Origin of the sequence: Thermaurantimonas aggregans, assembly GCF_003851885.1 — a bacterium.
Taxonomy (GTDB): Bacteria; Bacteroidota; Bacteroidia; order Flavobacteriales; family Schleiferiaceae; genus Thermaurantimonas; species Thermaurantimonas aggregans.
This window is the reverse complement of the sequence record NZ_BHZE01000008.1, coordinates 102,964-115,575: the sequence shown is the minus strand read 5'-3', so window position 1 is coordinate 115,575 and position 12,612 is coordinate 102,964. Positions and strand designations below refer to the sequence as shown.

General features: G+C 41.3%; 7 protein-coding genes. 3 read left to right on the top strand and 4 right to left on the bottom strand.

The features are described from left to right. Positions 1-149: 149 nt before the first annotated feature. Positions 150-2,120, bottom strand: a complete 1,971-nt coding sequence (locus EIP89_RS05570) for a T9SS type A sorting domain-containing protein (protein ID WP_124397678.1) — start codon at positions 2,118-2,120, stop codon at positions 150-152. 43 nt (positions 2,121-2,163) lie between these two features. Beyond that, positions 2,164-2,832, bottom strand: coding sequence for an alpha/beta hydrolase (locus EIP89_RS05565; RefSeq protein ID WP_124397677.1), 669 nt, complete (start codon positions 2,830-2,832; stop codon positions 2,164-2,166). A gap of 116 nt (positions 2,833-2,948) precedes the next feature. Here EIP89_RS05565 and EIP89_RS05560 point away from each other — a divergent pair, with 116 nt between their 5' ends. From EIP89_RS05560 to EIP89_RS05550, 3 genes are read left to right on the top strand one after another with little or no spacing between them, the layout of a single operon-like run. Further along, positions 2,949-5,135 (top strand): choice-of-anchor L domain-containing protein, encoded by a 2,187-nt coding sequence (locus EIP89_RS05560; RefSeq protein WP_124397676.1) that lies wholly within the window; start codon positions 2,949-2,951, stop codon positions 5,133-5,135. A 6-nt stretch (positions 5,136-5,141) separates the two neighbouring features. Continuing rightward, positions 5,142-6,926, top strand: coding sequence for a choice-of-anchor L domain-containing protein (locus EIP89_RS05555; protein ID WP_124397675.1), 1,785 nt, complete (start codon positions 5,142-5,144; stop codon positions 6,924-6,926). 57 nt (positions 6,927-6,983) lie between these two features. Beyond that, positions 6,984-7,409 carry an NUDIX domain-containing protein gene (locus EIP89_RS05550; RefSeq protein ID WP_124397674.1) on the top strand — a complete coding sequence of 142 codons (426 nt, stop codon included), beginning with the start codon at positions 6,984-6,986 and terminating at the stop codon, positions 7,407-7,409. Between the two features lie 65 nt (positions 7,410-7,474). On the opposite strand, the gene EIP89_RS05545 is transcribed toward EIP89_RS05550, so the two are convergent. Both EIP89_RS05545 and EIP89_RS05540 read right to left on the bottom strand, forming a co-directional pair. Then, positions 7,475-10,000 (bottom strand): T9SS type A sorting domain-containing protein, encoded by a 2,526-nt coding sequence (locus tag EIP89_RS05545; RefSeq protein WP_124397673.1) that lies wholly within the window; start codon positions 9,998-10,000, stop codon positions 7,475-7,477. A gap of 195 nt (positions 10,001-10,195) precedes the next feature. Beyond that, positions 10,196-12,568 carry a TonB-dependent receptor gene (locus EIP89_RS05540; protein WP_124397672.1) on the bottom strand — a complete coding sequence of 791 codons (2,373 nt, stop codon included), beginning with the start codon at positions 12,566-12,568 and terminating at the stop codon, positions 10,196-10,198. Positions 12,569-12,612: the final 44 nt, after the last annotated feature.

Below are 12,612 nucleotides of genomic sequence, written 5' to 3'. Positions count from 1 at the left end.
CACTTCAAAAATCAATTTTTTGAAATATCACTACCAAAAACCTGCTTTAAGTCTAATTCATTTTTTGTAACATTAAATACCATTTAAAAACTGATAAAAAAAAGCTGCCCTCTTTTAGGACAGCTTCATGTTTTATCAGTTATACTAATTTATCGCACCACAAGTCTCTGCGAAGCTACACCGTGAGTGCCTCTGATGTTTACGAGGTAAATACCAGAAGCAAGATTAGAAGTCAAAATTTCTACACGCTGCTTGCCTTCGCCCACAAAGCCCAGAGATTGAGATTTTACAATTTTACCGGCGATATCGCAGATTTCGAGCGAGTAGTTTCCGGCATGAGCATTTTCAAACAGCACAGTAAGTGCTGTATTTCCATTTGTAGGGTTAGGAAATATTCTCACATTTGAAAGAGCATTTGCATATTCATTCTGGCTAGTATTGCTCGTAGTCAATTGATAAGAGAAATTGAAATACTTGTAAATAACTGGAAGCAAGTCATTACTGATGTCCCCGTTTTGATATTCTTGAACTACTACAGGAACTCTCAATCTTGGCTGAGTCAAATTGGTAGAGTCAATTAAGAAGTGGCTTAAACAGTGTTGATGACCAGCACCTTTAAAGTCAACTGCTTGATCCATGAAGTTAATAATGGGATAAAGTGTAATAGAATTGCCTTGTACTCTGAAGCCCCTTGCTTTCACATCAGGGAACACATTGCCACCAGTTGGATTACCCCAAAGGTTAAAATCTGTATCGCCCCAAGTAACTACAAGGTATTGTCCATCTTCAGTTCTGGCTATTTGAATTCTATTGTCTTCTGCAAGGTTAGCACCAGATCCATAAAGACCCCTAAAAAAATCCAGAGTATCTAAGAAAATGGCTGACCAAGTATTACCTCCATTGGGTGAATAGATATCAACGGCATAGTTGAAAGCAGAATAAATGGAGAATGGACTACCTGATCCACCTGTACTTGTAATAGTAGATACAGCAGCAGGGTTGATATTTACCGCAAAGTGCGGGTTGTTATTCGCATCTACTGCTACATCGATATTGAAAGCGGTTGAAATGTGATTTATGGTCCAGTTGTTAGCGGCACCATATGCTTGCATAGATGCGAGAACGCTACCAGTCAAACCATGTGAAAATTGAAGAGTTTGTAAGTTAATTGGGAAAGGACCGGTCCAAGTTTGTCCGCCGTCAATTGTTTTCATGTAAAGCGGATGAAATGCCATTACAGGGGCGAAATTAGTATCTTGTGAGTAGCCAATAATACCGAGATATCCCACTTGACCATTTGGGCCAAATGCAATTTTCACGTCTGCTATTTGTTTGGCTCCTGAAGAATCAGCTCCCATTGGGCAATGGATGAATTGATTTGTCCAAGTAAATGATTTTGTGGCGTTGTTCCAAGTTCCTACGGTAAGTATTAATGTGTCATCATATGCGGTACCTATTCGTTTTTCTGCAATTCCGAATACTTTCTGGGTAGCATTTACAGCTGTAAAATCATTCGGTACTTGAACAGCAAATGAGGGGCTAGATGTAAATGAGCTGAAACGTTGAGTGTTCAAGTTAGCGTTTCCTGATACTCTTGAACTACCAACTACGATTCCTCCCCAGCTCGAATTTGAGTTATCAAGTACTGGTGCGTAAAAAGCCACATACAAACTATCAGGGTTGGTATTTCCCGTCGGATTAAACAATACACCTTGTGGATAACGAGCTACCTCTGTGGAGGGCGTTGGGTTCCACAGAGGTCCTTGATTCATATTCCATGTCAGTCCTCTGTTTGTAGAATATCCATATCGAAGTGATCCAGTCGATACGTCGTTAGTGATTGCCGGATTTGAGCGATGAACCATACCGACAGAGTTTAAAGAAGGCAACGCCCATACATAGGTTTTGGCGTCGAACATAATTCCATACGCATTACCTCCATCACCGATGGAAATCCCGAGGTTTGCAACTTTAGATGCTGTTTGTTGATATGGTCCCCACAAACCTGCATCCACAAAACCTTTAATGGGTGGATATTCAATGGTCTCAGGGATTACTTTGTTTTGTGCTACTGAAACTGTAACAACCATGATTGCTGAAAGTAGTAAAGTTCTCTTCATTTTTGATAAGTTTATATTAGGTTATCACAAAATTAAATAAAATTTAAAAGCTTGAAATTTTTTGACTAACAAATTTTTTTATTTCAAAAAATGATTGACTATCAATACCATGGCCAGCGTGATAGCCATAAAATCTGTGTGATAAGTTGTTTCTTTCCAAAAAATCAGCACTCCTTTTTGCCCAATCGAAGGGTATAATGGGGTCTTCAGTGCCATGGGTTATTAGGATTTCGAGGTGTTTCAGTCGTTCATAGGGCATACTTTCGGGGAGTAGCTGATTATTGATGTACCCGCTCATAGCTACGAGGGCACTCAGGGATTCGGGGTAGGTGAGGGCTACCGCATAGCCGAGAATGGCTCCCTGGCTGAAGCCCATCAGTATAGCATTGCCCGGCTGGAGGCCTGTATCCTTCATGGTGTTTTGGATGAAGGTGTGGATAAGTTCTTTCGAAGTATGGGCTTCCTCCAGATTCTGACCGATGACTCGGCCATCTGCTGAAAAATCAATGTTGTACCAGCAGTACCCGCCCCATAGAAGGCGATAAGGGGCTCTAAGGGAGTAGATGTGTACATCGCCCGGCAGCTCATCAGCAAAGGAAAATAAATCAAGCTCATGACTGCCATAACCATGAACCATGAAAATGGCGCCCCTAGCCGTTTTAAGACTTGGCTTTCGATATTGGTAAATCAATCCGGTCTTATGCTCTATCATAATTCATAAGTGATATTAAAGGACGTTCGACGAACAAATATTGATATTTTCAAAAGCGTCGATTACTTTTTTTCAATCATTGAGTATTTTTACTCATTGATTTAACATTCGTTTGAATGATAAAAAAAGCTACTCTAACGGCCGTTTTTTGTTCTTTTTTATTGAGTATCAGCGCTCAGCTCGTGGTGAACAATACCGGCCAGTACCAGAATGGCATGTGGCTGGTTAAAAATATTTTCGTCCAGGACTCTATGATTGTTTTTTGGTTTGGTCCGCAGCCTCAGTGGCCAAACACTAACCAGATTGGTGCTTTTAATGGTGTAAATACAAATATTGGAATCGATACCGGTATAATCATGGTTACTGCCCCAGCTACAGATGCGTTGGTCGGGGGTAATGCTACTGGACCCGGAGGTCCGATGACTGATGCTCAGCTACAGGCCTTACAACAGCAGATGGGCATCTCTGGTGGTCTGTTTAGCATTGCTCGTATTGAATTTGATTTTATTAGTTATGCAGATTCGTTGGAATTTGAATATGTTTTTGCCTCCAAAGAATATCAAAGCTTTACATGTACGGCCTTCAATGATGTATTCGGATTTTTTCTGACAGGTCCTGGAATCAACGGCACCCCGGCTAATCAGGTTACTACACAAAACATTGCTTTAATACCCGGTACAAACATTCCGGTAGCAATTAACACATTAAACGGAGGTGCGCCTACTGGCGGTGGCAGCGCATCGATATGCCTGGCTGCAAACCCTAACTTTGTTGCTCATAGCATCTATTTCAATAATGCCCCTACGGGTACTTCATACAATGGCGCAACCAAACCACTTAAGGCTGTGGCATCTGTACAATGTGGAAATTATTACAGAATCAAACTCGCCATCGCAAACGTAAGCGACAATGCTCTAAATTCTGCCGTGTTTTTACGAGCTAATAGTTTTAAAGTTCCAAAACTGGAAATGTACCATACAGGCAACAGCCCGGGATATCTTAACAAAGGTGACACTATTAGTGAGAGTTGCGGGGCATTTCCAATCGTTTTTAAGCGTACTTTTAACACACAAATACCCCTCACCATAAAATTTAACACAGGCGGAACTGCAGTGGCAGGAACCGATTATGTGGCTCTTCCTGATTCATTTGTAATAGCAGCTGGCAAGGTGTATGATACTCTCTGGGTAACACCTATCAACAATAAAATACCCCAACAACCCCGTCTCTTGTCATTCAACACCTATTACGCGTGGAGCCCTTGCTACCAATACCCACTTGATACCGTACGTATTTGGATTCGCGATCCTAAGCCTATGAACGCCGGAATTCTTAACAAAAGCGGCTATGATACGGTGTATTGTCCAGGTGATTCTATCCAGTTGGAAGTATTAATGACTGGTGGTGAAGGAAGTACTTTTGGTTGGTGGTTTGACAACGACACCAATAAGTCCCGGTTTTTTGTTGTACTTCATGATACGACTTTATATTATTATGTTACTGATTCCTGTTACTCTGATACACTCTTGCTATCGAAGACCCTATATGCCAATATGGATAACCAAATTAATATTGAAACACTCGACTACGGCATTTGCCAGGGTGAAAAAATTCAAATAGAAGCAAATTTCACAGGAGATAAACCTCCTTTTACCTATGGCTGGCAAGGTGGGTTTCCACAAGATACCCGAATGACGGTGCAACCCAGCGATACAACAGTTTATTATTTCACAGTAACTGATGCATGTGGTAATATTAAAGTAGATTCCACCATAGTATATGTCTATCCAGAGCCTGAAGCTGCCTTCAGAGCCGAGCAGATAAGTTTTGTAGAGTTAGCGGTACAGATGTTTAATAACAGTAAAAATGCCACCTCCTACTCTTGGGACTTTGGTGATGGAAAAACTTCCATTCTTCCCAATCCGAAACACATTTATTCAGCACCTGGCTCTTACACAATAACACTGGTAGTTTCTAATGAATTTGGTTGCCAGGACACCTTACGTAGAAACATTAATGTTCAAAGAGACTTTCTCATTTACATTCCTAATAGCTTCACGCCTAACGGCGATGGTAAAAACGACGTGTTTCAAGTGATAGCTGAGGGTATTGAAGGATATCAAATTCAGATATTCAACCGCTGGGGGCAGATGGTCTTTGAGTCAGATGATATTACCAAATCTTGGGACGGAAAATATATAGGTCAGGACGCCCCTCAAGGTCTATATTTGTATAAGATTTTAATATCGTTAAAAAACGACGTAAAAGAAGAACGCTCTGGCACAATTCATCTAATTCGATAAAGCAAAATGAAAAAACTTCTTGGACTTTTTTTAGCAGTTTCAGGAGTTTTAAGTCACTCCACTTTTGCCCAGCTCACAGTGAGCCAAGCAGCCCCATTGTACTCACCTGTACCTAATCTGATTCAAAATGTACTTATAGGTACTGGAGTACAGGTGAGCAATATTATCTCTGTAGGTAATTCAGGTATTGGTTTTTTCAATGGAGTGAATTCTAATATTGGTCTAGATAGCGGGGTTGTAATGTCGACTGGTGGTATTAACCACGTGGTTCCTAATGGACCAGCCACACCGGTAGGAAATGCAGGAGGAAGCGACTCAGATTTACAGGCTCTTTTGGTATCAATGGGTTTACCTGCATCTTCAATTAACAACCTGGTTCGCATCACCTTCAATTTCGTGCCGATGGGTGACTCAATCAAATTCCGTTATGTATTTGCATCGCGAGAATACCCTGGATTTACCTGCTCATTGTTTAATGATGTTTTCGGATTCTTTGTAAGCGGCCCCGGAATCTCGGGTCCTTTTTCAAATAACTCGATTAACATTGCGCTTATTCCTGGCACTAACATTCCTGTGGCCATCAATACAGTAAACAGTGGGGTACCAAGTGCAGGTAACCCTGCTCCGTGTCTGGCTGCCAATCCAAACTTTGTCGCTCATTCTATTTACTTTGTCAACAATGCAGCCATGACTACGGTGAATATGCCAGGATTCACTGTGCCGCTTACGGCTGAAACCAAAGTGAACTGCGCTCAGACCTATACCATAAAAATGGCAATAGCTGACGTTACGGATGGAGCTTTGAATTCTGCCGTTTTCCTTGAGGCCGGTAGCTTTAAAGGTATTGAGCCTGAACTGCAAACATCAAATCCATTCCCTAATGCACCCAACGACAGTACCTTGATCGAAGGTTGCAACTATGGTCTGATGAATTTTGTAAGCCAGTTTCCGGCATCAGATACTACTTTTATTTATTATAATGTTTCAGGTACAGCTATCAATGGGGTAGATTACGATTCATTGGACGGAACTATACGATTCGAGCCAGGTAATACAGCAAAAGGTCTGATTGTTTATCCATTTGCTGATTCTATAAAAGAAGGAGTTGAAACTGTAATCATCACTACGGCAGATAGCGGATGTTTTACTGCCGGAGTAACGCGCACATTTTATATCATAGACAATGAACCCATTTATGTAAGCAAGTTGCCTGATACTCTATTTTACTGCGAATTGCCTTTTGAATACGTACTCAATGCAGCACCTGACAGCGGAGGTATCCCACCCTACTTTATAGACTGGACGTACCGCGGTGTAGTATACCAGACCAATGACACCTTATGGGAGTCTAAAACCTGGGCTGAAAAAGATTCCGTAGAGGTCTTTATATACGACAATTGTTTTTCAGGGCACACCTATCGAAAAACCATTTATTTAGTAAAACCTGACACTTGTCCGCAAGACACTACACCACCACCTCCACCACCTCCTACTGGTCCAGAAGAAATCACAATCCCTAATGTATTTACACCAAACGGTGACGGGGTGAATGATATTTTTATTATCTTAAAACTCAATACGCATCCGTCAGCACAAATCAAAATATTCAATCGCTGGGGCGACGTAGTCTTCGAATCGCCAAATTATCAGAACTGCGATGATGCGAATCCCGCTGCCTGCTGGAATGGCCGACGAAGAAACACAGGCGAACCGGTACCTGACGGGGTGTATTTCTACGACCTAATTGTAGGTCAAGAAAAGTATAACGGTACCATTACCATCATGAGATAACAAAATCTTGTTCCTAATTTTAGCCGGTTGTTTCAAACAGCCGGCTATTTTTGTTTTATGGGTAAGAGATTTTCCATTCGCGTGTATGCCATCATCGATTTAGATTCAGCCAATCATATCCTTGCTACCAGAGAATTTTATAAAGGCGTTGAAATGGTTAAATTTCCAGGTGGTGGAATGCAGTGGGGAGAAGGTATTTTTGATGCTCTGCATCGCGAGCTAAGCGAAGAGTTAGGTCTGGAGCTGTATGATGCTGAGCAATTCTATGTGTATGAAAAACCGATAATCTCCGTTTTCGATCCGGAAATTTCGGTTATACCAATCTATTACAGAGTATATCCTAAACAATCGTTTGAAATTAGAAACAACGAAATCCTTCAACTGTTACCACTTTCTGTATCAGAAAGTTCCATTAATCTGCTTACTTTCGAAAACGACAGGCAAGCGATGCTATACTACTTGAAAAATTTTTCAAAAAAGTAAGTGTCAAGTAACATTCATTTTGCTGAGTTATTATCGTTCTTCTTTTTCAATTTTAATTTAACCCATTACAAGATTATAAATTTTTTAAAAATTCTTCCATTAGATGCTTCAAAAATGACAGAATAAACTCCCGCAGCAATAGTTGGATTTAGCTCTACGGTAGTTTTTTCATTTTTAGTTAAATAGATTTGATGATCCATAATAATTTGACCTGTAGCATTTATAACTTTTATCCGTGCATTAACTGAAATTTCTTTTGATAATACATTGATTTTGCGATTTTCGAAAAAGACCTGAAGGTTTTTCGTAAAATCGATCTGTTCTTTATTTGAAAGTGCTTTAGGGCTAATTCTGAAAATAAAACGATCGATGTAGGCAGTATCAAATGTGAAGTAATAGGGACCAGCATTTAAGTCGTGAATATTTCCAGTTTTTTTATCAATTAAGTAAATGTCATATGAATGGGTGAGTTTTGAATTGTCATGTGTAATGTAATACTGTGTTAGATGCAAGTTTGATTGGAAATAGATATCGAAATCTTTTTGATTTATTGTGTTGGGTAAAGAAAATGTATTTACGGCTAATGCTGCTGTACCTGAAACACAATACATATTTGGATTTGCTCCTCCGTTTTTAAGTTTTAAAGCATCCCACTCTTCATCGTATCCATCAGTAGCATTTTGGTGAATGGAAAGAACAACTACGTCTGATTTTGAAGAATCCGAAGTTTGATAAGCACGTAAGATAAAGTAGTCCTCTACACCAGTAGATAGAGGTTTATAACGAATAGGAGCAGTTGTGGGTATTATTCCATTGGTCATAGTAATAGGTCCGGAGTGCAAGCTGGCCGGTAGAGCTGTGGTTTTAATCCAGAAAGCTTGCATCGGTGCTATATAAGGGTCATTAATACCGCCTCCGCTGTAATACCTGTAGATAGGATTTCCGCCGTTGTGATCGTAGATGTAAAAGGCATTTGCCACGTTGGTTCGGTTTAATGTGCTGAAGTCGAGCGCACAGGTGAGTGGATTGCCGACCAGATTCCAACCGGTTCGGTCCGTTGGATTGTTAGAGAGAGTAAAGTTTACAACAGTGTCAGCTGTTTGATGGGTTAAGGTAGGCACACTCACTGAGGTAAGCGGCAATCCAGTAAACGAACGTACACCTGAAGATGAATATATTCCATACTGCCCCACAAATCCAAAATAACCCGTTCCAGCTGTGATGGCTGCAAGATTGTTAGGAATGTTTACCCAGTTTTGACCATTCCATGAGTAAAAATTCTTGATGTTTGGGTGGCCGGCATCGGTGCCAATTGATCCAAAAAAGGCAGCACTTGATGCTGTTAAGGATTGGCTCAACATGTTCCAACCTTCGGTGAGAAACTGTTTTTGTACCACCTGACCAATACCCGAAATCGCACCTGTGCACTTCAACATAGCATAATCACTTGCTGAAGTGGCTTCTAAAGTTATTGTGCCGTTAATTATCAAATTTCCTTGTGAATCAAATGAAGTATAAATAGATAAATTCTGACCAGTGTTGATGGTAACTGGTACTGCTGTTGAAGCTTCTATCCGATATGCAGCAATATTTTTATTAATAGTGATGCCAGAAGTATTTTCAAAACTCAGAAGTACATTATTATTAAAGGTTAGATTTCCAGTACCATTCAATTGCTGTGGACTAGTGCCGGTGAAACGCAATGTAGCGTTCGAGGGTGGATTGAAGTTTAAAGTGGCGCCTGTTTGTATGAATATATTTCCTTTGACCTGATTATCCGCTTGTAAATTAAAATTCACAGTACCGTTGGTGATGATCAAGGAGTCGATACTTACCGGTGAAGATCCATAATATGTAGTTGAGCTTGTAATATCTACCTCAAAGTCAGCATAATTTCTATTAGCCATTGCAGGCGCTGCTCCGGTACGCTGCACGAATCTACTACCTGGTTGGAAAACAACGATCGAATTAGGAGCACTTACTCCAAAGGGATTACCTCCTGATTCGTAAATGTACCTAGACCCGTTTTGAAAAATTACCGAATTCAGCGTTGAATTTGATGTTCCAAATGCATTGCCAGTAAATCCCGATGCTGCCCGAAAGGAGCTTCCATTCTTAAATACTATTTGAGCTTGATTATTGATTGACGGCAATAGTCGATGCCCTCCACCGGTAAAAACAATTTCACCGCTGATTTCAGCAGTAGCTCCTGCGTCTATTTGAAGTGTAATAGTTGGACTCCCGGAGAAGGTCAAATTACAGGTCGAACAAACACTCAAATCTTCGCCTGTAGAACCCTGAATGATTAATGTAACGGAAGATGTAGATGAAAATGAAACTTGGGCTCCTGATTCTATAAGAATTTTCCCCGTAGTGTATGGCGATGGAATGCTGTCAAGAGCGATGGAAGATGACACAGCAAAAATGAGAATATCGTTGTTAGATGGTGAAAGTCGAGGTGGAGTCCAGTTTTGTGCATTACTTAGTTGATTGTTCAGGGTACCGGTCCATGTATAAGTTTGACCATAAAGTTTTGTAAAGAGTAGAAATATTGTCAAAAAAACTGGCGATAATCTGCTGAATTGTTTCATAATTATCTCCAAATTATTGAATTCAAAAATAAATTAAAATTTTAAAACATAAGATTATTTTTACAATAAAGTATTGTTTATATAAATAAAATTTTTTTATTTTTTCTTTAAAGTAAGAATGAACATAAAAAAAGCGGGAATAGCTTTAAAATATACAAGCTAAACCCGCTCAATGTGGATGATGTGATGTCTTTATTAGAATTCTACAATCAACCCAATCGACGGCAAAGCAGGACCTGTAGCACTGTTAGGAATAAGACGCGTTAGATAGCGGGTTGGGTCGTTGGGATTGACGATGGGTTGACCATTTTCATCGCGCACCGCATCAAATCGCGGAGCACCCTGTGGAGCTAAGCCAAGGGCATTCTGAATGTCGAAGTAAACATTTAAGTTGTAACGAGCAAAAAACCATTTTTTGTCGATTCGTGCGTTCAGGCGATGAAAACCTTCAACGCGCTCGGAATTGATGCGGGAAAAGTCCAGAAATCCAAAGGAATTGTTCTGAAAGTTAGGAATAAATCCCGATTTGATGGTATCGATTGGCGTGTAAGGTGCCCCGCCCAAGTATTGGTATTGGAAGCCGATTTCCCAATTACGGCCAAATTTCTTTCCGAACGTGGCAGTGGCTATAAGGCGGTTGTCCCAAGCTGATGGACGGTATATGCCGTTTTTGTCTTGAAACTCGCTGCGCACTGCAGTAATGGCCAGTATGCCAAAGAAACCTTTATAGAGTTTCTGTTGGTAACTCAATTCTACTCCATATGCTCTGCCCTGATTGTCGAATGTTGCCGGCGCGTTGCCGATTACGCCAAAGTCACTGCCCAGATTGGCGAGCGATACACTGTCGCGCAAAAGGAAGGGGTAATTGAAATACTGCTTTAAAAATCCTTCAACAGCTACTTTGGCTGTAGTGCTTGGAAACCATGAAATACCTGTGATGTAGTGATCAGAACGGATGTAGCGGGCCGCAGTATTAACGAGGTTGCCGGCATTGTCCCGAAAACCAAGGGTAGGGAAGGGGGGCAGTTGGTAATAAATTCCCCAGTTGGCATTCAGTGCCCAGCGGTCGGTGAGGTTGTAGGCAAGGGATACACGGGGTGAAAACTGATTGAGCGGATTGCTCATGTGGTCGTTGAAGTTAAGGCCTTCGGCGCGAACTCCTGCTGAGTAGTCGAGTCTGCCCTTCAGCGCTGTGCCCGATACTTGTGCAAATGCGCCATACTTGTAGCGCACCAGATCGGAGGCGTAATCAAGCACAAATCCATTGGCAAATCGGCGATCAGTAGTAGATGTGGAATATTTTACTTGCTCCAAAAGTCCGCCAGTGGTTACTTTAAGCTTACCCACGCGAGCCACGTTTTCTATGCGAAGTTTGTTTTCAATCTCCCGGCTTTGGTAATCCAAGAGTTTTTGCATATTCTCATTGTTATCGGGGTATTTAAACGATTCGTTGTTGAGCATAAACCGACTTAGTACCACGTTGGTAAATGAATTTTTGCCAAAGTAGGTATAACGTGCACCGATGGAGTAATTCCACTGGTTGAAAACAGGCAAATAGGCAAGGATGTAGCGTTGCTCTTCGGTGCTGTTGGCATTTGGATTCAGTGGAGCGTAGTCTAAGGCACCTAGACCCAAAAGCACCAACTGACTCTTGTCGCTTAGCTTGGTTCGAGTTTTAAACTGAAAGTCGTTGTATGTGGGCAAGAAGGGCAGCTCGAGCAGCGAAAAGAGAAATTGCAAATACGACCTGCGGGCTGAGGCAATGAAAGTTGTGTTGTTTGTTAAAGGTCCATCTACGGTAAGACCTGCTTCAGACGCACCTACTTGAAAGACGTATTTCAATTTCTCTTCGTTCCCCTCTTTTAGCTTGATGTCCATTACCGACGAAAGGGCGTTGCTCCTTTCTACCGGAAAGGCGCCTGTGTAAAAGTCAACCTCTCTAATGGTTTGCACGTTAATGAGACCTACCGGCCCTCCGCTACTGCCTTGGGTACCAAAGTGATTGATAGACGGAATCTCAATGCCGTCGAGGTAAAAACGGTTTTCATTAGGTGCGCCACCGCGTATGATGATGTCGTTTCTAAAATTTGGAGTGCTGGCTACACCTGGCAGCGACTGAATAACGCGTGAGATGTCTTGATTAGCCCCAGGATTGCGCTGTATTTCATTGATTCCAATAGTGTTGAGCGAGACAGGGCTCTCTTGCGAACGGTTGAAACTGTTTTGAGCAGTTACGGTCACCTCGCCGATCTGGGCAGTGTTCTCCCTGAGTTTAAAGTTTACAATTGCCGGCCGCGCCTGGCTCACTTGCACTTCAAATTCGGTTTTTGGCAAGTAGCCGATGTACGAGGCCTCAATATTGTAAAGTCCAACCGGCACACCCGTAATTTCATATTGACCTTTTTCATTAGTCGTTGAACCTTTGTTTAATCCTTTTATTACCACATTTGTAAAAGGGAGAGGTTCATTGGTAATAGCATCGGTCACAGTACCCCGAACAACGCCCGTTTGTGCATGTAAAAAACTTAAAAATAATATTTGAGCAACAAGTACGGTGAACTTTTTCATGTTTAATGTTTTATTGTAGTAAATACTATTAAATTGAAATAATG

Coding starts and splice junctions, on each gene's coding strand:
- EIP89_RS05570 (WP_124397678.1), bottom strand. CDS start 2,120: ATGAAGAGAACTTTACTACTTTCAGCAATCATGGTTGTTACAGTTTCA.
- EIP89_RS05565 (WP_124397677.1), bottom strand. CDS start 2,832: ATGATAGAGCATAAGACCGGATTGATTTACCAATATCGAAAGCCAAGT.
- EIP89_RS05560 (WP_124397676.1), top strand. CDS start 2,949: ATGATAAAAAAAGCTACTCTAACGGCCGTTTTTTGTTCTTTTTTATTG.
- EIP89_RS05555 (WP_124397675.1), top strand. CDS start 5,142: ATGAAAAAACTTCTTGGACTTTTTTTAGCAGTTTCAGGAGTTTTAAGT.
- EIP89_RS05550 (WP_124397674.1), top strand. CDS start 6,984: ATGGGTAAGAGATTTTCCATTCGCGTGTATGCCATCATCGATTTAGAT.
- EIP89_RS05545 (WP_124397673.1), bottom strand. CDS start 10,000: ATGAAACAATTCAGCAGATTATCGCCAGTTTTTTTGACAATATTTCTA.
- EIP89_RS05540 (WP_124397672.1), bottom strand. CDS start 12,568: ATGAAAAAGTTCACCGTACTTGTTGCTCAAATATTATTTTTAAGTTTT.